The organism is Pseudomonas canadensis (assembly GCF_030980095.1).
Taxonomy (GTDB): Bacteria; Pseudomonadota; Gammaproteobacteria; order Pseudomonadales; family Pseudomonadaceae; genus Aquipseudomonas; species Aquipseudomonas canadensis.
This window is the reverse complement of sequence record NZ_CP133298.1, coordinates 2,772,570-2,794,938: the sequence shown is the minus strand read 5'-3', so window position 1 is coordinate 2,794,938 and position 22,369 is coordinate 2,772,570. Positions and strand designations below refer to the sequence as shown.

The window sequence follows — 22,369 nt, the reverse complement described above, 5'->3', positions numbered from 1 at the left end:
GGTTTCAAGAAGTGGTAATACGCCAGATCCCAAACGGCATCTGCGGCTCCAGCCGCATCCACTGGCTTTTGCCATACCACGTCCAGCGATGGCCGTTCATCAAGTCTTCGCCCTGGCTCTGGGCGTCGTCCGGCAGGCCCAACTCCCACAGTGGCAGCTCGAAATGGGCTTCCTGGGCATTAAAGGGATCAAGGTTCACTGCAACCAGAATGAAGTTGCTGCCATCCTCGCTGCGCTTGCCGAAATACAGGATATTGTCGTTCCAGGCGTTGTAGAGCTTGAGCCCCAGATGCGTCTGCAAGGCCGGGTTCTGCCGACGGATACGGTTGAGCTGGGCGATTTCGGCAATGATGTTGCCGGGCGCGGTGAAGTCCCGTGGACGAATCTCGTATTTCTCCGAGTCCAGGTATTCTTCTTTGCCCGGCACCGGGGCCGCTTCGCAGAGTTCGAAGCCGGAATACATGCCCCACAGGCCTGAACCCATGGTGGCCAGCGCGGCACGGATCAAAAAGCCGGGACGGCCGGATTCGTGCAGGAAGGCCGGGTTGATGTCCGGCGTATTCACGAAGAAATTCGGCCGGTAGCATTCGCGCCACGGCGACTCATTCAACTGCGTCAGGTATTCGCTCAATTCGGCCTTGGTATTGCGCCAGGTGAAATAGGTGTAGCTCTGGGAATAGCCGACCTTGCCCAGGCGCGCCATCATCGCCGGCGTGGTGAATGCCTCGGCAAGGAATATCACCTCGGGGTGCTTGGCGCGCACATCGCTGATCAGCCATTGCCAGAACGGCAGCGGCTTGGTGTGGGGGTTGTCGACGCGAAAGGTCTTCACGCCCTCTTCCACCCAGCCCACGACGATGTCGCGCAGCTCGGTCCACAGGCTTGGGATTGCGTCCGCGGCGTAGAAGTCGACATTGACGATGTCTTGGTACTTCTTCGGCGGGTTCTCCGCGTATTTGATCGTGCCGTCAGGGCGCCAATTGAACCAGCCCGGATGCTCCTTGAGCCATGGATGGTCCTGGGAGCACTGGATGGCGAAGTCCAAGGCGATTTCCAGACCATGCTCGGCGGCCGCCTGGACCAGGCGGCGAAAGTCGTCGCGGCTGCCCAGTTGCGGATGAATCGCCTCATGGCCGCCGTCTTCGCTGCCGATGGCATAGGGGCTGCCCGGATCCTCCGGGCCGGCGGTCAGGGAATTGTTCTTGCCTTTGCGGTGGCTGCGGCCGATGGGATGAATTGGCGGGAAATACAGCACGTCAAAACCCATGTCATGGATCATCGACAGGCGCGAGTGCACGTCATTAAAGGTGCCGTGGCGCGCGGGATCGTCGGTGATCGAGCGCGGGAACAGCTCGTACCAACTGGCAAAGAGCGCCGCTTCGCGCTCCACATCGATGGGGTACACCGTGCTGATGCTCAGATAGGCGCGATGATCGGCCTGGGTCATCAGGTGCGCACTGTCTTCGTGCAGGAACTGCGCAACCTGCTCGGTTTCCAGCAGGCCGGAGAGTTCGTGGTGCAACAGCATCAGACGGTCACGTAGCTCATTGTCACTGCGCTCGGCGGCCTGCAACACCAGGCTGCGGCCTTCCTGCAACTCCAGGCTGACCGGCACGCCGGCCTCATGTTTTTTGCGCAACTCGTAGCAAAAGCTGGCGAAGGTATCGATCCAGGCTTCGATGCAGTATTCGTGAGGGCCTTGCTGGGCCACGGTAAACGCGCCCTCCCAGCCGTTGTTGCCCACGTCGGTCATGACCACGCTGTGCCAGCTTTCGTCCTGCAGCGGGCGCCAGCGGATGAGGACAGCGAGCTTGTCATGGCCGTCGGCGAAGACTTTGCTGGTGACATTGACGCGCTGGCCCACCACGGCTTTTACGGCGAATTCGCCGCCGTCAATCACGGGGGTGGTGCTTTCGATGGCGATCCTGGGCAGCAACAAGGCCTGGGACAACGGTAACAAGGATTCATCTGGAGTCAGTGTTTCAGCAGTCATCGAGCATCTTCCCCTTACGCCCTATGGACGCTCATTGCTTGATCCGAATTCTGATACGACGCTGCTCTCCCTGAGCAAGGCCGTCATAGGTCCGAGCCCGGGCCCGCGATAAAAGTTCAGCTGGATGTACTGCCATTGAGCGGGGAATCAATTCGCCCCGGCGGCTGTCCACCGATAGAGCAAAGCACAAAGGAGGCCACACCGATGAATATCCCGATCCCAGCGGAAACGCCGGACCCGAATATCGACAAACCCACGCTGCCGCCGACCCAACCGGAACCGATTCCGGAAAAAGAACCGCCCGAAAATGAGCCGCCACCGGTAGAGGAACCGCCGACGACCATGCCGCCCGTGATTGTCAGTCCTTCTCGAAACGCTTGACGATTTTTGGCATGACGCTGAACACCGCCAATGCCAGCAAGGTACTCAGCACCGCTGTCGATTCCCGGCCCAACCCGGCTGAGACCCCAATCGCAGCGGTCATCCACAACCCGGCAGCGGTGGTCAGGCCTTTGACGTGGCCTTCTTCATCATCCTTGCCCTTGATGATCGTACCGGCGCCCAGAAAGCCGATCCCCGCAATCACCCCCTGCACCACCCGGCTCATGGCATCCGCCTGATTGCCGGACATTTGCGGCACCATCACGAACAATGCAGCGCCCAACGCCACCAGCATATGGGTGCGCACCCCGGCAGCCTTGCCCTTGCTCTCTCGCTCAAAGCCGAGGATGCCGCCCAGGATGGCGGCGATCAGCAGGCGCACGGTGATCTGGGTGAGTTGCTTGGCGTCGCCGATGTCGGCGAACTCGGCTTGCAGGGTTTGCCACACTTCATGCCACCAGGCGTCCATGGATGCTGTCCTTTGTCATTATTGGTAATGGATGGACAGCAGCGACCGCCAGTCAGTTGCCTGGACCCCCCACACATCGCTGGGCCCTAACCTTATATCGCCCACAGATAAGGAGAACGGCATGCCCATTCGTATCGAAAACCAACTGTGCTACTTCACGCTTGATGACAATGGCCAGGAACAGAGCGTGCCAGCGACCCGGGTCAATATTGTTACTGACCTCGACAAGTCGATGTCCTACGTGGAACTGGCCGCCGAACGGATCTATATCACTGAGGCCGAGGCGGACGCCCTGACAGTGGCGGGTGCCCACGATGGGCGTCAGCATGTGAAGGTCGAAGAACCTGGTTCGCTGATTTAATTGATCTGTGTAAGCGCCGTCGAAATAACGCTGCACCCCTGGCGCCATGGGGTGCAGCACATTGTCGCACTGCTGTTCCCCCGCCCCATCTGATCCGCTTTTTATCACCGTAGCTGAGTCTGTTATGCAAACAGCGTCACGCGCATAGTTCATCCGCCTGATGGAGGCTGATGAGCGAACGACCATGAGCGAACACATCCCAACCGTGGAAATTTTTGAGCCCACACACCCAAAGAAGGTGAAGGCCAAATCCAGCGACAACCTGATTCATACCCGCAGTTTCACCGGCCTGTTCCGTACCTTGCGCGTGAGCGGTGCAGCCTTCCTGTTCCTGGCGTTTTTCGGCACGGTATGGCTGAACTGGGACGATCGGCAGGCGGTGCTGTGGGACCTGGCTGAAAGCAAATTCCATATCTTTGGCGCGACTTTCTGGCCGCAGGATTTCATCCTGTTGTCGGCACTGTTGATCATCTGCGCCTTCGGCCTGTTTGCGATCACCGTGTTTGCCGGCCGCGTGTGGTGCGGCTACACCTGCCCGCAAAGCTCGTTTACCTGGCTGTTCATGTGGTGCGAAAAAGTCACCGAAGGCGAACGCAACCAGCGTATCAAGCTGCACGCCGCGCCCTGGAGCCTGAACAAGCTGGCGCGACGCTCGGCCAAGCACACTTTGTGGCTGGGGATCAGCGTGCTGACCGGCCTGACGTTTGTCGGTTATTTCACGCCGATCCGCCCTCTGGCGACCGAACTGCTGACCTGGCAGATGGGCGGCGTCAGCCTGTTCTGGGTACTGTTCTTTACCGGCGCCACCTACATCAACGCCGGTTGGCTGCGCGAAGCGGTGTGCATGCACATGTGCCCGTATGCGCGGTTCCAGAGCGTGATGTTCGACAAAGACACCCTGACCATTTCCTACGACGTGGCGCGCGGCGAAAGCCGTGGCCCGCGCAAACGTGAAGTCAAACCTGCCGACGTCGGCCTGGGCGACTGCATCGACTGCCAGTTGTGCGTGCAGGTCTGCCCCACCGGCATCGACATCCGCGACGGCCTGCAAATGGAGTGCATTGGCTGCGCGGCGTGCATCGACGCCTGCGATTCGATCATGGACAAGATGGGCTACCCGCGTGGCCTGGTGAGCTACACCAGCGAACATCAACTCCAAGGCGGCAAGACGCACCTGCTAAGGCCGCGCCTGATCGGCTACAGTGCCGTGCTGTTGGTGATGATTGCTGCGTTGGTAGTGGCGTTGGTAGAGCGGCCGATGGTGTCGCTGGACGTGACCAAGGACCGTGGCATGTTCCGTGAAAATGCCCAGGGTCTGATCGAGAACATCTACAGCCTCAAGGTGATCAACAAGACCCAGCAGCGCCAGGACTATCGCCTGGAACTGGTGGACGCCGACGGCTTCCAGTTGCAAGGCAAGAGCGAGATCAGCCTTGCGCCTGGGGAAATCACCGATGTGCCGGTGTCGGTGGTATTGCTGGCGGATAAACCGGCGAGCAGTTCGCAGACCTTGCGTTTCAAGGTCACGGATGTGGATGAGCCGTGGATCTACAGCGCCGCTGATAGCCGCTTCGTGGCGCCGCTGAACCGCTGAAATCTGTCTGAATATGTGGAGATTAAAATGTGGGAGCGGGCTTGCTCGCTCCCACATTTTAATCGCTGCCAAGTCTGAAAAAACTGTTAAGGCCCCCATGAAACGCTACGAAAAATTCGCCGACGACATTGCAGAACTGATTCGCTCCGGCGTACTTGGCCCCGGCCAGCGGGTGCCGTCGGTGCGCTACGCCAGCCAGACCTACGGCGTCAGCCCGTCCACGGTGTTCCAGGCCTATTACCTGCTGGAGCGCCGAGGCCTGATCCGCGCGCGACCGCGCTCCGGTTACTTCGTCAATACCCATGCGCCCAGCCCATTTTCCGAGCCGGTGGTGAGCGAGCAGGTGCATGAGTCCACCGAAGTGGATGTGAGCGAACTGGTGTTCTCGGTACTCGACTCGATCAAAGACCCGAACACCGTACCGTTCGGCTCGGCGTTTCCCAGCCCCATGCTGTTTCCGCTGCCGCGCCTGGCACGCTCCCTGGCCAGCGCCAGCCGCGAAATGGACCCGCGACTGGTGGTCACCGACATGTCGCCGGGCAACCCGCAACTACGCCGGCAGATTGCCCTGCGCTACATGGTCAGCGGCCTGATGCTACCGATGGAAGAACTGCTGATCACCAACGGCGCTTTGGAGGCCTTGAACCTGTGCCTGCAGGCGGTCACCGAACCGGGTGACCTAGTGGCCATCGAAGCCCCGGCGTTCTACGCGTGCCTGCAAGTGCTGGAGCGTTTGAAACTCAAGGCAGTGGAAATTCCGGTGCACCCGCGCGACGGCATCGACCTCAACGCTCTCGCGCAAAGCCTTGAGCGCTACTCGATCAAGGCCTGCTGGACCATGACCAGTTTCCAGAACCCCATGGGCGCGACCCTGCCGGAAGCCAAGAAACAGGCCCTGGTGGAACTGTTGCGCGGCCATCAGGTGCCCTTGATCGAAGACGATGTGTACGCCGAACTCTATTACGGCCAACATGCGCCGAAACCCGCCAAGGCGTTCGATACCGAAGGCTTGGTGATGCATTGCGGCTCCTTCGCCAAAAGCCTGGCCCCGGGCTATCGCGTAGGCTGGGTGGCAGCCGGCCGCTTTGCGCAGAAGGTTGAGCGGCTGAAGCTGATGACCTCGCTCTGTCCGTCAATGCCGGCCCAGGCGGCGATTGCCGATTACTTGCAGCACGGCGGTTATGACCGGCACCTGCGCAAACTGCGCTATGCTCTGGAAGAACAACAAAGCGCCATGCTGGCCGCGATCGCCCGCTATTTCCCGGCACAGACCCGGGTCAGCCAACCGGCCGGCGGGTATTTCCTGTGGCTGGAGCTGCCGGAGCAGACGGATTCGTTGAAGTTGTTCCAGATGGCGTTGGCGCAGGGCATCAGCATCGCGCCGGGGCCGATCTTCTCGGCGACCCAGCGCTTCAGGAACTGCATTCGCTTGAATTACGGCAGCCCGTGGAACGAGGCGTCGGAGAAAGCCATGGAAACACTGGGAAGAATCGTGCGTTCGTTTTGAATCGGAACCGAATCCATCAGGAGGCCACACAAGGAAACTTTTTCCTGTTCTCAACCTGGAGTTTTCCCATGCTAACAGCGAGCGCTTCCTACCTCACACCGCTTCCGGTACCCCCAAACTACATGCGTGCAGACGAACAGAAACAAGTGCGCGAGATGAACGGCCCCATGGGCCGCCCTGTCGGCGACCATCGCTCGGCCGACAGGATCATCGAACAAAGCCCCGTGTTGAAAAGCTTCCTGGACAACCGTGACAATTACCTCCTGATCGATGATTTGAAACGAAACGTGGGTGATTGGGACAGCGCCAACCCAGAGGTCCGGGCGAACGCGATCTACGACCTGGATAAAGTCTTGCGTTTTATCGACAACCTCGACGACCGTTACTTGAACGGCAGCCACAGCCGCAACGGGAAAATCGACGGTTTCGCCAGCAACGGCTACAGCCGGCTGGATAACTCGGAAGCCAGCCTACTCAAGGCGTTTTCCGACGAGGGTTACCCAGTGCTGCGCCATCTGCGCACCTGAACCGACGTCTAGCGACCGCCGCCCAGATCGAGGAATGTGCCAGTGGCGTAGGAAGCCTTGTCCGACAGTAACCAGATGATCGCCTCGGCCACTTCATCCGGGCGCCCACCCCGGGCCATGGGAATACCGGACTCAAGCTTGCTGACCCTCTCCGGATCACCGCTCAGGGCATGAAAGTCGGTGAATATATAGCCAGGGCGCACGGCATTGACGCGAATGCCCTCACCCGCCACCTCTTTTGACAAACCGAGGGTGAAGGTGTCGAGTGCACCTTTGGAAGCTGCGTAGTCGACATATTCACCTGGCGAACCCAAGCGAGCCGCCACCGACGACACGTTGACGATACTGCCGCCCTGCCCGCCATGCTTGGGCGACATGCGCAGCACCGCATGCTTGGCGCACAGGATCGGGCCGAGCACGTTGGTCTTCATGATTTTCAGGATGCGGAACTCGGACATCTCGTCAACGCGGGACTTGTGCCCCACCGTGCCCGCATTGTTGACCAGTGCGGTCACACGGCCCAGCTCGGCGTCTACACGGTGGTACAACGCGATCACTTCATCCTCGATGCTCACATCTGCCCGCACGGCAATGGCTTGGGCGCCCAGCGCACGCACTTGTTCGAGTACGCGGTGGGCCGCCTCTTCGTCGGACTGGTAGTTGATGCAGATGCGATAGCCCTGGCGAGCGGCCAGCAAGGCCGTCTCAGCGCCAATCCCACGACTGCCCCCGGTGATGATGACGACTTTGTCCATGCGTGCGGTCTCCTGATTCAACCTGATGTTTAGGGTTGGATCCAAGAATACCTGTCACGCGCGGCTTTTGTCAGGCGCAACGGCTTCTTCGGCGCGTTGGATATCTGCCATGAAGCCCTCTGCTGGCAACGGGTGGCCCAGCAGGTAACCCTGCAGGGAATTACACCCAAGCCGTGTCAGGAAATTCTGCTGCACATCCGTCTCGACACCCTCGGCAACAATCCGTAACCCTAGGGCCTGGCCAAGGGCGACGATGGCCGAGACGATGGCGGCGTCGTCGCTGTCGTGTTCCAGGTCGCGCACAAAGCCTCGGTCGATCTTCAGTTCGTTGGCCGGCAGGCGCTTGAGGTACATCAGGCTGGAATAACCGGTACCGAAGTCATCGATGGACAAGTCGACGCCCATGTCCGACAGCTGCTGCAACACCGTCATGCTCGCGTCGGCGTCGCTCATGGCCGTGGTTTCAGTGATTTCCAGGGTCAGGCTGTTGGCCGGCAATTGGTGCCGCTCAAGGGCCGCCGCCACGCTCTTGACCAACCCGGCGTGGCAGAACTGCAAGGCCGACAGGTTCACGGCGATGCGCCAATGTTCGTAGCCCTGAACGTACCACAGACTCATTTGACGGCAGGCTTCGTTGAGCACCCACTCCCCAATCGGAATGATCAAGCCGGTCTTTTCCGCCAGTTCGATAAACGTCGCCGGTAGCAGCAACCCCTGCTGCGGGTGTTCCCAGCGTAGCAAGGCTTCGGCGCCGACCGGGATGCCGCTGACCGCGTCGAACTTGGGTTGGTAGTACAGGCGCAATTGCTCCTGTTCCACCGCATTGCGCAAGTCCTGCAACAGCTGCAATTGCTTGCGTGCGTTGTTGTTCATCGACACGTCAAAGAAGCTGTAGCCGTTCTTGCCCATGCCTTTGGCGTGGTACATCGCGGCGTCGGCGTTCATCAGCAATTCCTGAGGGTTGCTACCGTTACCCGGGAACATTGCGATGCCGACGCTGGCAGAGATCTTGAGCTCATGCTCGGCCACCTGGAAGGCGCGGTTGATCAAGATCACCTGGCGTTCGGCAAGACCAAGGGCATCGTCCGGCTGGCTCAGTTGCACCAGCAACACAAACTCATCGCCGCCGATGCGCGCCAAGGTGTCCTGGCTGCGCAAGTCTTCGCGCAGGCGCAGGCCGACTTCACGCAACAATTGGTCACCCATATGATGACCAAAGGCATCGTTGACCGGCTTGAAGCCGTCGAGGTCGATAAACATCAGCGCAAAGCAACCGCCCTGCTCTTTCACCGCTTGCATGGCCTGTTGAATGCGATCGGCCAGCAACGTGCGATTCGGCAGGCCAGTGAGCATGTCGTGCAGGGCCAGGTGGGTCAGTTCCTGGTTGGCTTGGGTCAGGGAATCGGCCAGCACGGCGGTGCGGGCTTCCAGGCGGGCGTCGAGCAGCGAGGTGAGCAAGGCGATGGCCAGCACCGCCAGGGTCGTGACCAGCACCAGGTTATCCAGGCCCTTGCCGCTCAGGCCGTTCAGCGCGGCACCGCAGAAACTGTCATCGGCGAAACGAGCCGCGGCCATGCCGGTGTAATGCATGCCGACGATGGCAAAGCCCATTACCACCGCTGCGCCACCTCGTAAAAGCCGCACGTACGGTGTGTTACGGCGCAAATTGTGGGCGATCCACAGTGCCGCGCCAGACGCGACCACGGCGATCAGCAACGACGCGCCAAACAAGGTGGGGTCATAGTCGATGCCTGGGGTCATGCGCATCGCGGCCATGCCGGTGTAATGCATGCACGCGATGCCGGTGCCCATGACCAGCGCGCCAAACCCCAGTTGCCAGGCAGGCAAACGCGGCTGGCTGATCAACCACAAGGCAAAGCCGCTCGACAACACCGCGATCAACAACGACAGCGCGGTGATGCCCAAATCGAAGCCCAGGGCAAACGGCAAGCGCAGCGCCAGCATGCCGATGAAATGCATCGACCACACCCCCACACCCATCGCCATGGCGCCGCCGGCTATCCATAGATAAACGGTACGACCTTTGGCGGTAGCGATGCGACCGGAGAGATCCAGTGCGGTGTAGGAAGCCAGGATCGCAACGAACAGTGAGATCACGACCAGTGAGGGTGAATAACTACCGATGAGCATGGGACTTCTCGTGCGCAGCGGGCCTGAGACGCCCGTGCCAGGTGGCAAAGCGGGCGATTGTAGCGAGAATAATTCTTGAGCAGTTGATTAATTATCAGAGGGCCATTAGTGGCATTTTGACGCCAATCTACTGGCTCAAAATACCCTCGACGACCGCGCCTTTGCACTGCGCGGAGGTCGACCTTCACCCCCCCTGTAGAAGCCGGCAAGCCGGCTTCTACAGATGACCGGCGTTGCAGAGTCAGTCTTTCTCGGCAATCGGCGTCTGCCCGTCCCAGCCACCGCCCAATGCCGCGATCAATTGCACACTGGCCACCAGGCGTGTCTGCAGCAACGTCAATACCGTGCGTTCGTTGCTCAGGGCTGTGGCTTGCGTGGTGACCACATCCAGGTAGGCAATCAGCCCCGCCTTGTATTGGTTCTGGGTCAGACGTAACGATTCACGGGCGGCGTCCAGTGCTTCATTGCTGACCACCGCCTCGTCTTCCAGCACCTTGAGCTGCACCATGTAGTTTTCCACTTCACGGAAACCATCCAGCACGGTCTGGCGGTACTTGGCGACAGTCTCGTCGTAGCTGGCGATGGTGCGGTCGACTTCCGCTGACCGTTGGCCACCGTCAAACAACGTCATGGCCAGTTTTGGCCCCACCGACCAGAAGCGGTTCGGCAGGCTGATCCAGTCGGCGTAGGTGCTGCTGGAGTAACCACCGGCCAGGCTAAGGCTCAGGTCCGGGTAGTAGGCGGCCTTGGCCACGCCGATGTTGGCGTTGGCGGCAATCACCGAGCGTTCGGCCGAGGCGATGTCCGGGCGGCGCTCCAGCAGTTGCGATGGCAGGCTCACTGGAATCTGCGGCAGTGCCGGGATGTCCTTGCTCACCGCCAGGTTGAAGTTGGCCGGCGCTTCGCCGATCAACACTGCAATCGCATTTTCCAGCTGGGCGCGCTGCCAGATCAGGTCGATCAGGCTGGCCTGGGTGGTCTTGAGCTGGGTTTGTGCCTGGGCCACCGCGTCCTTGCCGGAAACCCCGGCACGGTATTGGTTTTCGGTCATTTGCAGGGAGCGCTGATAGGTCTCCAGCGTGGCTTGCAGCAACCGCGTCTGTTCATCCATGACGCGCAGTTGCAGGTAGCTTTGCACCAGTTCCGATTGTTGGCTCAGGCGCATCGCCGCCAAATCCGCCGAGCTGGCTTCGGCGCTGGCTTCATTGGCTTCCAGGCCACGGCGCAATTTGCCCCAGATGTCCGCTTCCCAGCTCACGCCCAACTGGGCATTGAGGGTGTCGCGGATGCCGCTGCTGGAGCTGCTCAGGCTCGCGTTGCTGCTGCCGGTGCCCTGGCTGGCGCGGGTTTTCCCGACGCTCAGGTCGACAGTCGGGTAAAACGCGCCCCGGGAGCTGCGCACCAGGGCCTGGGCCTGGCGGAAGCGTGCTTCGGCCTGGGCTACGGTTTGGTTGGACGTGTTCAGGCGTACTACCAGGTCGTTGAGCTGACGGTCGCCGTACAGTTCCCACCAGGCGCCACGGGCCAGGGAGTCGCTTGGGGTGGCTTGGCGCCAGCCTTGGGCTTCCTTGAATTGCGCCGGCTCGATGACCTCTGGCCGGTGGTAGTCCGGGCCAACGGCGCAGGCGCTGAGCAACAACGCCAACCCCACCGTAGGTGCGAGCTTGCTCGCGAAGGTCGCCAACGATAACGCGCCCAACCGGGAGGTACGTGGTGCCTGGGCGTTTATCGCCGGCAAGCCGGCTCCTACAGGGGAATGCGGTACGCCGGGAGTCGTTGAATCGCGCGGACGTGGTGCATTGGCGTGAGTTGAATCGGTCATAGCGCAGTGTCCAGGGCAGCATCGGTACGCACGCCGCGCCATTTGTTGAAGCGATGGCGCGCGCGGTCGAGATAGAGGTAGACCACCGGGGTGGTGTAAAGGGTCAGGACCTGGCTGAACACCAGGCCGCCGATAATCGTCAGGCCCAACGGACGGCGCATTTCCGCACCATCGCCCGCCCCCAGCAGCAACGGCAAGGCGCCGAGGATGGCTGCCAGAGTGGTCATCAGGATCGGGCGCAAACGCAACAGGCAGGCGCTGCGGATTGATTCCAGCGGGTTCATGCCATCGTGGCGTTCCAACTGCAAGGCCAGGTCGATCATCAGGATCGCGTTTTTCTTCACCACGCCGATCAGCAGGAACAGCCCCAGCAAGGAAATCAGACTGAATTCGCCCCCGGTCAGGTAGATCGCGAGCATCGCGCCGACACCGGCCGACGGCAAGGTCGAGAGGATGGTCAGCGGGTGAATATAGCTTTCATACAGAATGCCCAGCACCAGGTACACCGCCACCAGCGCGCCGAGGATCATGAACGGCTGGCCCTTCTGCGTGGCTGCAAAGGCATCGGCGGTACCGGCCATCTTGGCGATCACGTCTTCGGGCAAGCCGACCTTGGCAATCGCCCGTTCGATAGCGGCGGTGCCCTGCTCCACCGTCACGCCGGGGGCCATGTCGAACGCGATGTTCTCCGAGGCGAACTGGCCTTCGTGGCTGACGCGGTCGTCGGCCAGGCTGTTCTCATAATGGGCAATGGTCGACAGCGGCACCCGTGCGCCCGTGGAGGTAATCACCTGCATCTGGTTGAGCGTGATCGGGTCCTGGGCATATTTGGGATTGACCTCCATCACCACCTGGTACTGGTTGAGGCTGTCATAGATGGTGGAAATCTGCCGCTGGCTGTAGGCGTTGTTGAGCACCGCCGTGACCATATTCATGTCGATGCCCAGGCGCTTGGCCTGGTCGCGGTCGACAATCAGCGTGACCTGCGCCGCGCCCCGGCCTTCACGGGCGTCGATGGCGGTCAGTTCGGGCAACTCGCGCAAGGCGGCGACTACTTTCGGATACCAAAGGCGCAATGCCGCCAGGTCGCCGCTTTGCAGGATGTAGGAATACTGCGCGCTGGTCTGGTCGCGGCTGCCGCCGAATTGCAGGTCCTGGTCGGCCATCAGGAACAACCGCCCGCCCGGCACCAGCGGCACCTCCTTGCGCAGGCGCTCGATCACCGCCTGGGCGGAAATCTTGCGCTCGCTGATGGGCTTCAGGCGCACCAGCATCACCGCATTGTTGGTGCCGTTGTTGCCGCCGATGAAGCCGGCCACGCTGAGCACCGCCGGGTCCTTGAGCACCGCCTTGCGGAAGGTTTCCATTTTCGGCTGCATCACACTGAACGACAGGCCGTCGTCACCGCGTACAAAACCGATCAACTGGCCAGTGTCCTGCTGCGGCATAAAGGTTTTTGGCACCACCACGTACAGCGCCACGTTCATGCCGATGGTCAGCAACAGGCTGAGCAGGGTCAGGCGACGATGGCGCAACACCCAGTCCAGACTGGTGGCGTAGCCGGCGACCATGCGGTCGTTGATCTTCTGGCTCCAGCGCTGCAGACCGGTCATCTGGGTTTTGACATGGGGCTTGAGCCAACGCGCGCAGAGCATCGGGGTGAGGGTCAGCGAGACAATCAGCGACACAATGATCGCCGCCGACAGGGTGATGGAAAACTCGCGGAACAGGTTGGTGACAATCCCACCCATGAACAGGATGGAGAGGAACACCGCCACCAGCGACACGTTCATCGACAGCAAGGTAAAGCCGACTTCCTGGGCTCCCAGGTACGCCGCCTTCATTGGCGGCACGCCTTCGTCGATATGCCGCGAAATGTTCTCCAGCACCACGATGGCATCGTCCACCACCAAACCGGTGGCCAGGATCAACGCCATCAACGAGAAGTTGTTCAGCGAGAACCCGTACAGGTACATCACCGCAAAAGTGCCCACCAGTGAGACCGGCACCGCCAGGGTGGGGATCAGCGAGGCGCGGAAGTTACCGAGGAACAGGTACACCACCAGGATCACCAGGCCCACGGCGATGAGCAAGGTCATCTCGGCTTCGTGCAAGGTCGCGGTGATCACCGGCGAGCGGTCCATGGCCAGGCTCAGCTTGACGCTGGACGGCAGCACCGCCTGCAACGCCGGTAACTGTGCCTTGATCTGCCGGACCGTCTCGATGATGTTGGCGCCAGACTGGCGGTTGATCACCAGCAGCACCGCCGGTTCGTTGTTGAAGAAACCGCTGTTGTAGCGGTCTTCCACGCCGTCACTGATCTTGGCCACGTCGCCCAGGCGCAGGGCCGCGCCGTTCTGGTAGCGGATCAGCAGCGGCTCGTAGTCCTTGGCCTTTTCCAACTGGTCATTGGCCTGGATCTGCCAGTTGCGCTGGCTGTCTTCCAGGGAACCCTTGGGCCGGCGCTGATTAGCGTTGGCGATGGTGTTGCGCACATCGTCGAGGGCCACGCCGTACTGGTCGAGGGCCTTGGGTTCGAGTTCGATGCGCACCGCTGGCAAGGAACTGCCGCCGATCTGCACTTCCCCAACGCCAGGCACCTGGGACAGGCTCTGCGACAGAATGGTCGAGGCCAGGTCGTACAGTTGGCCCTTTTGCAACACATCCGAGGTCAGCGACAGCACCATGATCGGCGCCTGGGACGGGTTGATCTTCTTGTACGTGGGCATGCTGCGCATACCGCTGGGCAGCAGATTGCGCGAGGCATTGATCGCCGCCTGCACTTCCCGCGCCGCGCCGTTGATATCGCGGTCGGAGTCGAACGCCAGGATCACCCGCGTAGAACCCTGGCTCGACGAACTGCTCATGGTGGTGATGCCGGCAATCGCGCCGAACGAGCGCTCCAGCGGCGTCGCCACCGTAGACGCCATCACCTCGGGGCTGGCACCGGGCAAGCTGGCCGACACCACGATCACCGGGAAGTCGATCTGCGGCAGCGGTGACACCGGCAACAGGTTGAAGCTCACGCCGCCCAGCAACAGGATCGCCAGGCTCAGCAGCATGGTCGCGACCGGCCGGCGGATGAAGGGTCCGGACAGGTTCATGACTCAACCGGCTCCAGGCTTTGCGGCTCTTTGCGCCAGCGGCGGCCGAGGCGGTCGAAATACAGGTAGATCACCGGCGTGGTGAACAGGGTGAGCACCTGGCTCACCAGCAGGCCACCCACCATCACCAGCCCCAGCGGCTGACGCAATTCCGCACCGGAACCGGTGGAGAGCATCAACGGCACCGCGCCGAACAATGCGGCCAGCGTGGTCATCAGGATCGGCCGGAAGCGCAGCAGCGCCGCCTGGTAGATCGCGGTCTGCGGGTCAAGGCCCTGGTTGCGTTCGGCGTCGAGGGCGAAGTCGATCATCATGATCGCGTTCTTCTTGACGATACCGATCAGCAAGATGATGCCGATGATCGCGATCATGCCCAGGTCATTGCCGCTGAGCAGCAACGCCAGCAAGGCCCCCACCGCCGCCGACGGCAAGGTCGAGAGAATGGTGATCGGGTGGATATAGCTCTCGTAGAGCACACCCAGCACGATGTACATGGTGACCACCGCCGCCAGGATCAGCAGCAAAGTGCTCGACAGCGAGGCTTCGAAGGCCTGGGCCGCGCCCTGGAACTGAGTCTGCACACCCACCGGCATGCCGATGTCTTTCTGGGTCTGGTTGATCAGCTCCACGCCTTTGCCCAGCGCAACGCCGGGGGCCAGGTTGAACGACATCATCACTGCCGGGAACTGGCCGATATGCGCAATCGCCAATTGCGCCTGGCGCTGTTCCACACGGGCCAGGCTGGACAGGCGCACCTGGCCGCCGTCGGTGGTTTTCACGTGGATCTGGTTCAGCGCATCCGGGCCGAGGGTTTCGCCGGACTGGGCCTGCAACACCACGCGGTACTGGCTGGCCTGGGTGTAGATGGTGGAGATCTGCCGCTGGCCGAAGGCGTCATACAACGCGTCGGTAATGGTCGATACGCTGACGCCCAGGCGCGAAGCCGCGTCGCGGTCGATCACCAGGTACACCTGCAAGCCCTTGTCCTGCAGGTCGCTGGCGACGTCAGTGAGTTCGGGCAACTGGCTCAACGCGTGGACCAGTTTGTCACTCCACAGTGCCAGCAACTCAGCGTCCGGCGAGGACATGCTGAATTGGTACTGGGTGCGGCTCACGCGGTCTTCGATGGTCAAATCCTGCACCGGCTGCATGAACAGGCGGATACCCACCAGCTTGTCGATTTCCGGCTGCAAACGGGTAATCACCTGGGCCGCGCTCAGGTCGCGCTGGCCGTGGGCCTTGAGGTTGATCAGCAGGCGCCCGCTGTTGAGGGTGGCGTTATCGCCGTCCACACCAATATAGGAAGACAGGCTTTCCACAGCGGGATCGGCGAGGATGATCTTCGCCAGGTCCTGCTGGCGCTGGCTCATGGCGGCAAATGAAATCGACTGTGGCGCTTCCGAAATGCCCTGGATCACGCCGGTGTCCTGCACCGGGAAGAAACCCTTGGGCACGATCAGATACAGGAACACGGTCAGGCCCAGGGTCGCGATGGCCACCAACAGGGTCAGCGGCTGATGCTTGAGCACCCACTGCAGCATGCTGCCATAACGCGCGATCAACCAATCGATCCAGGCGCCGCTGGCCTTGTAGAAGCGGCTTTGCTCTTCCTCCTTGGGCTCACGCTTGAGCAAGCGTGCGCACATCATCGGCGTGAGGGTCAGGGACACCACCAGGGAAATCAGGATCGCCACCGCCAGGGTGATGGCGAATTCGCGGAACAGGCGCCCGACCACGTCTGCCATGAACAGCAGCGGGATCAGTACGGCGATCAGCGACAGGGTCAGGGAAATCAAGGTGAAGCCGATCTGCTTGGCGCCCTTGAGCGCGGCGGCCAGCGGGGTTTCGCCTTCCTCGATATAACGGGAGATGTTCTCCAGCATCACGATGGCATCGTCCACCACAAACCCGGTGGCAATGGTCAGCGCCATGAGCGTGAGGTTATTGATGGAGAACCCCGCCAAGTACATCACGCCAAAGGTGCCCACCAGGGACAGCGGCACGGCTATGGAGGGAATGATCGTGGCGCTGACCCGGCGCAGGAACAGGAACGTCACCATCACCACCAGGGCAATGGCGATGAGCAATTCGTGCTGCACGTCTTTGACCGAGGCGCGGATGGTCTGGGTACGGTCGGTGAGTACCGTCACGTCGAGGCCGGCCGGCAGGTTGTCAGTGATGCTCGGTAACAGCGCCTTGATGCGGTCCACCACCTCGATCACGTTGGCCCCCGGCTGGCGCTGGATATTCAGCAGCACAGCCTGGTTTTCGTTGGCCCAGGCGGCAAGGCGTTCGTTTTCGGCGCCGTCGACGATCTGGGCCACGTCTTTCAGGCGCAGCGGCGCGCCATTATTGTAGGCCAGGATCAGTTCGGCGTATTGCTGGGGCGAGACCAATTGGTCGTTGGCGTCGAGCATCGACACGCGGGTAGGGCCGTCGAAATTACCCTTGGGCTGGTTGACGTTGGACGCGGCAATCAGGGTACGCACGTCCGACAGGTTCAAGCCATTGGCCGCCAGGGCCTCGGGGTTGACCTTGATGCGCACGGCCTGGCGTTGGCCGCCTGCGATGCTGACCATGCCGACGCCGCTGATCTGCGCGATTTTCTGCGCCATGCGCGTGTCGACCAGGTCATTGAGTTTGGGCAGCAGCATGGTCTTGGAGGTGATTGCCAAGGTCAGTACCGGGGTATCCGCCGGGTTGACCTTGTTGTACACCGGCGGCGCCGGCAGGTCCTTGGGCAACAGGTTGGTCGCGGCGTTGATCGCGGCCTGCACCTGCTGCTCGGCGACATCCATGTTGATGTCAAGGTTGAAACGCAGGGTCAGCACCGACGCACCGCCGGAGCTGGTGGAGGCCATCTGCGTAAGGCCGGGCATTTGCCCGAACTGGCGTTCCAGCGGCGCGGTGACCGCACTGGTCATCACGTCGGGGCTGGCGCCGGGGTAAAGGGTCATCACGCGGATCGTCGGGTAATCCACCTGGGGCAAGGCCGACACCGGCAGCAAGCGATACGAAATGATGCCGGCCAACACAATGGCCAGCATGCTCAGCGTGGTGGCGACCGGGCGAAGGATAAACAGCCGCGACAGGTTCATGAACCGACCTTTTGCGCCTTGCCGGCAGTGGTGCCGGTCTCCCCTTTCGCCGCGGGTTTGCCTTGCAAGTGCTCGGTCGGGGTGGTCGGCACTTCGCTGCTGTCGTTGACCACCTCGATTTCACTGCCGTCCTTCAAGCGGTCGGTGCCTTCCAGCACCACGCGATCGCCGGCCTTGAGGCCTTCTTTGATCACGGTGTTGTCGCCATCTGTGTCACCAACCACCAGGGGCTGCACCTTGACCTTCTTGTCACCGTCCAGCACGTAGACAAAAGTGCCGGTGTTGCCGAACTGGATCGCCGCCGACGGCGCCAGCACCACGTTGTGCAGGGTATCGGCCAGCAGGTGCACATTGACGAACTGGTTGGGGAACAGCGCCTGGTCCTTGTTATCGAAACGCGCCTTGAATTTCAGGGTGCCAGTGGTGACGTCGATCTGGTTGTCCAGGCTCTGCAGCACGCCGGTCGCCTGTTGCTTCACGTCGCCACGGTCCCAGGCTTCCACGGGCAGCTTGTTGCCGGCGTGGTAGCGGGTGAGTACGGTTTCCAGGGTATTTTCCGGCAGGGTGAAGGCCACGCTGATTGGCTGGATCTGGGTAATCACGGCGAGGAACGTGGTGTCGTTGGCTGCCACCAGGTTGCCGACGTCCACCTGGCGCAGGCCGACGCGGCCACTGATCGGCGCTCGGATCTTGGTGAATTCGAGGTTGAGCTTGGCGTCATCCACCGCACCCTGGTTGGTCTTGACCGTGCCCTGGTATTGCAGGACCAGCGCTTCGGCGGTGTCCAGGGTCTGCTTGGCGATACTGTCCTGGGCGTACAGGTCGCGGTAACGCTGCACGTCGACCTGGGCGTTTTTCAACTGGGCCTGGTTCTGCATCAGCGTACCCTGAGCCTGGAGCAAGGCGTTCTGGTAACTGCGCGGGTCGATCTCGGCGAGCAGGTCACCGGCCTTGACCATCTGGCCTTCTTCAAAGGCGATCTTTACCAACTCACCGCCCACCCGGCTGCGCACATTGATGGTGTTGAGCGCGGTGACGGTGCCCAAGGCCTTGTAGTACACCGGGAATTCGCCCAGTACCGCAGGCGCCACGCGCACTGGCACCGGACCGGTAGAGCCACCGAAACCCGGGCGCATCATCCCCGACTTGCCGGCACGTCCGGCTGGCGCCTGCGCGGCGGCATCCTTGTGGCTGGCGGGCCAGAACTTCCAGCACAGGCCGGCGATAACCAGCAGCACAAGCAGGCCGAACAGCCAGCGGCGGGACTTACGGGGGGAGGATTGCATGGAGTGATCAACCATTGGGCGCGAGAGCTTCTTCTTTGGGAGGCTGAAAGATAAGCACTGGGGCGCATTTAGAAAAGCGCCTTTACCGGCTATTTACCTTGGGCTTACAACTTTTAACTTCTGACCTTAGTTCATCGGCCGTTTCGCTAAGCATCTGAGCTACCAATAAAAACGGCCTGGACTAGGCCAGGCCGCAATCATGCATCAAGCGTGTTACTGCAAAACGACAGTAACGTACCGAAACAGTTACTTCAAAACAGCCAGGGCTGCTTCGTAGTTTGGCTCTTGGCCGATTTCGCTGACCAGTTCGCTGTGCAGCACATTGTCATTTTCGTCCAGCACGACAACGGCGCGTGCGGTCAGGCCTCTGAGCGGGCCATCAGCAATCGAAACACCGTAGTCCACTGCGAAATCCGAATCACGGAAGTCGGACAGGTTCTTCACGTTTTCCAGACCTTCGGAGCCGCAGAAACGCGCTTGGGCGAATGGCAGGTCGGTGGAGATGCACAATACAACGGCGTTGTTCAACTCGTTGGCCTGGGCATTAAACTTGCGAACCGAGGTCGCGCAGGTCGGGGTGTCAACGCTTGGGAAGATGTTCAGCACTTTGCGCTTGCCGGCGAAGGTCGCCAGGGTCGCGTCCGACAGATCGCCGGCAGTCAGGGTGAAATCAGGGGCTTGGGTGCCGGTTTTCGGCAATTCGCCTTCAACCTGGACAGGGTTACCACGAAGGGTGACTTGAGCCATGAACGGAATCCTTATGCTGATTTGGGTTTAACGAATTCGAGAGGCCGAAGTTAACCACAAAGTACGTTCGCTACCTACCGCCAAACATAAATTGTCATGTCGTCGGTTATGGTTTAATTGCGCGCTTTGCGCCCTGCCCCTCAAGGAAAACGATGTCGATGAATGCCCCTGCCACCAAAGTCCTGGTCATTGGATACGTCTGGCCGGAACCCCGTTCCTCGGCCGCAGGCGGGCATATGATGCAAATTCTTGAGAGTTTTCTTACGCAAGGTTGGGATATCACCTTCAGTAGCCCCGCCACTATTGGCGAACACAAGGCCGATTTGACTGCACTGGGCATCGCCGAATGTGCCATAGAACTCAATAACAGCAGCTTCGATGATTTTGTCCGCGAACTGGCGCCGGATATCGTGCTGTTCGACCGTTTCATGATGGAGGAGCAGTTCGGCTGGCGTGTCGAGAAGCACTGTCCCGATGCCCTGCGGGTGCTGGAAACCTGTGACCTGCAGAGTCTGCGCGACGCGCGCCAGCAGCGACTGAAGGATCACCTAAAAGCCCATCCCCACAGCGAGGATTTCAGCGCCCTGTTCGCGCCAGCGCTGGACGATGAATTCCAGCTGATGGCCGATACGGACATCGCCAAGCGCGAAATTGCAGCGATCTACCGCTGTGACATCAGCCTGATGATCTCGGACGTGGAAGCGCAACTGCTCACCGAGCAATTCAAGGTACCCGCCGCCCTGCTCCACTGGTGCCCGCTGATGTTGCAGCCACCGACCGAGCCCTTCGTGCCGTTTGAAGACCGTGCGCACTTCCTCAGCATCGGCAACTTCCGCCACGCGCCCAACTGGGATGCGGTGTTATGGATGAAAAACAGCCTGTGGCCGCTGATTCGCCAGCAATTGCCCGGCGCGCAGCTGCATATCTACGGGTCCTATACCCCGCCCAAGGCCACGGCATTGCACAACCCGGCGCAGGGTTTTCATGTGATGAATTGGGCCGAAGATGCCCTGCAAGTCATGACCGCCGCGCGTATCTGCCTGGCGCCCCTGCGCTTCGGCGCCGGCATCAAGGGCAAACTGGCGGACGCGATGCTCTGCGGCACACCGAACATCACCACGCCCATCGGCGCCGAAGCCATGGGTGATGATCAGCCGTGGCCTGGCATGATCGAACACAGCGCCCCCGCCCTGGCCGCCGCCGCCGTGGCGCTGTATCAGGATCGTGAACGTTGGACCCAGGCCCAGGAAGACGGCCGCCGATTGCTGGCACGCCGCTACAACGCGGCCACCCACGGGCCGGCGTTGGTGGCGTGCCTGGAACACTGTCGCGGCAACCTGGCTGCCCACCGCCGGGACAACTTCACTGGCAGCATGCTGCGCCACCACGCCCATAAAAGTACGCAGTACATGTCCCAGTGGATCGAGGCGAAAAACCGCCCCTTATAAACACCAGCGCTGGCGAGGGCGCGCGCGACGGGGCATTATCCTACGCAGCAACCACAATAAAGCGACGGCAGCATGACCCGAGCAACGCGTATCACCGACCCTTCCTACGAACTGATGGACGACCACAACGGCCTGTCCATCATCTATCGCCAGCACGGTTTCCCCTGCCCGCTGGTGCGCTGGCACTTCCACAAAGAATATGAGCTGCACCTGATCGTGGCCAGCTCCGGCAAGGTGTTCATCGGCGACTACATCGGCAACTTTTACCCGGAAAGCCTGTTTCTCACGGGTCCCAACCTGCCCCACAACTGGATCAGCCAGGTGGAGGAAAACGAGGTGGTGCCCAAGCGTGACATGCTGGTGAATTTCACTGATGAGCTGTTCGAGCAAGGCAGCCACATCTTCGCCGAACTCAAGACCCTGGCGCCGCTGCTGGAGCGCGCGCAGTACGGCATCGAATTCCGCTGCAAAAAAACCATCGCCCAGGCCATGACCTTGATGCAGCGCATCGAGGACACACAGGGCATGGCGCGCCTGGGGCACTTCTTTATCCTGCTGGACGTGTTGAGTGCGTGTGAGGACTACCAATTGCTCTCCGGAGTGACCACGCCGCAACTGGCCGATGAACACAGCATCGACCGTACCAACCGCGCAGTGGACTATATCTTTGCCCACTACGCGCGCGAGTTGCCACTTGAAGAAGTGGCGGAGTATCTGGGGATGAAGCCCACGTACTTTTCGCGGGTATTCAAACAGGCCACCGGACGCACGTTTATCGAATTCGTCAATCGGCTGCGCATCAGCAAGTCCTGCGAGTTGCTGGCCGACGGCGACAAGGCTGTGACCGATGTGTGCTTCGAATCGGGCTTCAATAACATCTCCAACTTCAACCGGCGCTTTCAGCAACTCAAGGGCATGACACCCTCCCACTACCGGCGCCTGGCAGTGCAACGGCTCACCGAAGAAAACCGCGGCCAGCATCTTACGACACAAGCAAACGGCTACAGATCAGGCCTTTAGATCGCTGCCTTCACGCAATGGAACCTTGTAAATAGCCAAGCCACAGAGTGAACACTCCCAACGCTTCTTTTTTATTCGTTGGGTGGCGTATTTTTCACATGCAGGC

At 61.0% G+C, this 22,369-nt stretch carries 16 protein-coding genes; 7 read left to right on the top strand and 9 right to left on the bottom strand.

Annotation, left to right across the window (positions count from 1 at the left end):
* Positions 1-4: 4 nt before the first annotated feature.
* The gene (locus tag RB216_RS12745) at positions 5-1,993 is read right to left on the bottom strand and encodes an alpha-1,4-glucan--maltose-1-phosphate maltosyltransferase (protein WP_308908779.1); all 1,989 of its coding nucleotides are present in this window, start codon (positions 1,991-1,993) and stop codon (positions 5-7) included.
* Between the two features lie 204 nt (positions 1,994-2,197).
* Between RB216_RS12745 and RB216_RS12740 the strand changes: the two genes are divergently transcribed.
* The gene (locus tag RB216_RS12740; RefSeq protein WP_162834919.1) at positions 2,198-2,374 is read left to right on the top strand and encodes a hypothetical protein; all 177 of its coding nucleotides are present in this window, start codon (positions 2,198-2,200) and stop codon (positions 2,372-2,374) included.
* Here the strand turns inward: RB216_RS12740 and RB216_RS12735 are convergent.
* Entirely contained in the window at positions 2,352-2,843 is a 492-nt protein-coding gene (locus RB216_RS12735; protein WP_012723945.1) for an MgtC/SapB family protein, read from the bottom strand. The two genes, RB216_RS12740 and RB216_RS12735, sit on opposite strands and share 23 nt — an antisense overlap.
* A gap of 121 nt (positions 2,844-2,964) precedes the next feature.
* On the opposite strand from RB216_RS12735, the gene RB216_RS12730 reads away from it, so the two are divergent.
* The 4 genes from RB216_RS12730 (at position 2,965) to RB216_RS12715 (ending at position 6,832) form a co-directional block, all read left to right on the top strand.
* On the top strand, positions 2,965-3,204 hold the full coding sequence (locus tag RB216_RS12730; RefSeq protein WP_028615951.1) for a DUF3203 family protein: 240 nt from the start codon (positions 2,965-2,967) through the stop codon (positions 3,202-3,204).
* Positions 3,205-3,388: 184 nt separating this feature from the next.
* Positions 3,389-4,798, top strand: coding sequence for a cytochrome c oxidase accessory protein CcoG (ccoG, locus tag RB216_RS12725; RefSeq protein ID WP_068937891.1), 1,410 nt, complete (start codon positions 3,389-3,391; stop codon positions 4,796-4,798).
* A gap of 97 nt (positions 4,799-4,895) precedes the next feature.
* Positions 4,896-6,305, top strand: coding sequence for a GntR family transcriptional regulator MpaR (gene mapR, locus RB216_RS12720; protein ID WP_308908778.1), 1,410 nt, complete (start codon positions 4,896-4,898; stop codon positions 6,303-6,305).
* A gap of 122 nt (positions 6,306-6,427) precedes the next feature.
* Positions 6,428-6,832 (top strand): hypothetical protein, encoded by a 405-nt coding sequence (locus RB216_RS12715; protein ID WP_028615948.1) that lies wholly within the window; start codon positions 6,428-6,430, stop codon positions 6,830-6,832.
* Positions 6,833-6,840: 8 nt separating this feature from the next.
* Here the strand turns inward: RB216_RS12715 and RB216_RS12710 are convergent, their stop codons facing one another.
* The 7 genes from RB216_RS12710 to tpx form a co-directional block, all read right to left on the bottom strand.
* Positions 6,841-7,587 carry an SDR family oxidoreductase gene (locus RB216_RS12710; protein WP_028615947.1) on the bottom strand — a complete coding sequence of 249 codons (747 nt, stop codon included), beginning with the start codon at positions 7,585-7,587 and terminating at the stop codon, positions 6,841-6,843.
* Positions 7,588-7,641: 54 nt separating this feature from the next.
* A complete protein-coding gene (locus RB216_RS12705; RefSeq protein ID WP_028615946.1) occupies positions 7,642-9,738 on the bottom strand; it encodes a putative bifunctional diguanylate cyclase/phosphodiesterase in 2,097 nt (698 codons plus the stop codon).
* A 241-nt stretch (positions 9,739-9,979) separates the two neighbouring features.
* Complete coding sequence (locus RB216_RS12700; protein WP_122554762.1) at positions 9,980-11,560, bottom strand: efflux transporter outer membrane subunit; 1,581 nt, start codon at positions 11,558-11,560, stop codon at positions 9,980-9,982.
* Positions 11,557-14,664 carry an efflux RND transporter permease subunit gene (locus RB216_RS12695; RefSeq protein WP_028615944.1) on the bottom strand — a complete coding sequence of 1,036 codons (3,108 nt, stop codon included), beginning with the start codon at positions 14,662-14,664 and terminating at the stop codon, positions 11,557-11,559. The genes RB216_RS12700 and RB216_RS12695 overlap by 4 nt, the downstream gene beginning before the upstream one ends.
* On the bottom strand, positions 14,661-17,762 hold the full coding sequence (locus RB216_RS12690) for an MdtB/MuxB family multidrug efflux RND transporter permease subunit (protein ID WP_308908777.1): 3,102 nt from the start codon (positions 17,760-17,762) through the stop codon (positions 14,661-14,663). The genes RB216_RS12695 and RB216_RS12690 overlap by 4 nt, the downstream gene beginning before the upstream one ends.
* On the bottom strand, positions 17,759-19,063 hold the full coding sequence (locus tag RB216_RS12685) for an MdtA/MuxA family multidrug efflux RND transporter periplasmic adaptor subunit (RefSeq protein WP_308908776.1): 1,305 nt from the start codon (positions 19,061-19,063) through the stop codon (positions 17,759-17,761). Before RB216_RS12685 ends, RB216_RS12690 begins: the two co-directional genes overlap by 4 nt.
* Positions 19,064-19,294: 231 nt before the next feature.
* Entirely contained in the window at positions 19,295-19,795 is a 501-nt protein-coding gene (gene tpx / locus RB216_RS12680) for a thiol peroxidase (protein ID WP_028615942.1), read from the bottom strand.
* Positions 19,796-19,953: 158 nt separating this feature from the next.
* Between tpx and RB216_RS12675 the strand changes: the two genes are divergently transcribed.
* Together RB216_RS12675 and RB216_RS12670 are read left to right on the top strand one after the other, a co-directional pair.
* Complete coding sequence (locus tag RB216_RS12675) at positions 19,954-21,243, top strand: glycosyltransferase (protein ID WP_068937895.1); 1,290 nt, start codon at positions 19,954-19,956, stop codon at positions 21,241-21,243.
* A 72-nt stretch (positions 21,244-21,315) separates the two neighbouring features.
* Entirely contained in the window at positions 21,316-22,263 is a 948-nt protein-coding gene (locus RB216_RS12670) for an AraC family transcriptional regulator (RefSeq protein WP_068937896.1), read from the top strand.
* Positions 22,264-22,369 lie beyond the last annotated feature (106 nt).

Coding starts and splice junctions, on each gene's coding strand:
- ccoG (WP_068937891.1), top strand. CDS start 3,389: ATGAGCGAACACATCCCAACCGTGGAAATTTTTGAGCCCACACACCCA.
- RB216_RS12705 (WP_028615946.1), bottom strand. CDS start 9,738: ATGCTCATCGGTAGTTATTCACCCTCACTGGTCGTGATCTCACTGTTC.
- RB216_RS12715 (WP_028615948.1), top strand. CDS start 6,428: ATGCGTGCAGACGAACAGAAACAAGTGCGCGAGATGAACGGCCCCATG.
- RB216_RS12695 (WP_028615944.1), bottom strand. CDS start 14,664: ATGAACCTGTCCGGACCCTTCATCCGCCGGCCGGTCGCGACCATGCTG.
- RB216_RS12675 (WP_068937895.1), top strand. CDS start 19,954: ATGAATGCCCCTGCCACCAAAGTCCTGGTCATTGGATACGTCTGGCCG.
- RB216_RS12730 (WP_028615951.1), top strand. CDS start 2,965: ATGCCCATTCGTATCGAAAACCAACTGTGCTACTTCACGCTTGATGAC.
- RB216_RS12745 (WP_308908779.1), bottom strand. CDS start 1,993: ATGACTGCTGAAACACTGACTCCAGATGAATCCTTGTTACCGTTGTCC.
- RB216_RS12735 (WP_012723945.1), bottom strand. CDS start 2,843: ATGGACGCCTGGTGGCATGAAGTGTGGCAAACCCTGCAAGCCGAGTTC.
- RB216_RS12690 (WP_308908777.1), bottom strand. CDS start 17,762: ATGAACCTGTCGCGGCTGTTTATCCTTCGCCCGGTCGCCACCACGCTG.
- RB216_RS12670 (WP_068937896.1), top strand. CDS start 21,316: ATGACCCGAGCAACGCGTATCACCGACCCTTCCTACGAACTGATGGAC.
- RB216_RS12700 (WP_122554762.1), bottom strand. CDS start 11,560: ATGACCGATTCAACTCACGCCAATGCACCACGTCCGCGCGATTCAACG.
- RB216_RS12710 (WP_028615947.1), bottom strand. CDS start 7,587: ATGGACAAAGTCGTCATCATCACCGGGGGCAGTCGTGGGATTGGCGCT.
- mapR (WP_308908778.1), top strand. CDS start 4,896: ATGAAACGCTACGAAAAATTCGCCGACGACATTGCAGAACTGATTCGC.
- tpx (WP_028615942.1), bottom strand. CDS start 19,795: ATGGCTCAAGTCACCCTTCGTGGTAACCCTGTCCAGGTTGAAGGCGAA.
- RB216_RS12685 (WP_308908776.1), bottom strand. CDS start 19,063: ATGGTTGATCACTCCATGCAATCCTCCCCCCGTAAGTCCCGCCGCTGG.
- RB216_RS12740 (WP_162834919.1), top strand. CDS start 2,198: ATGAATATCCCGATCCCAGCGGAAACGCCGGACCCGAATATCGACAAA.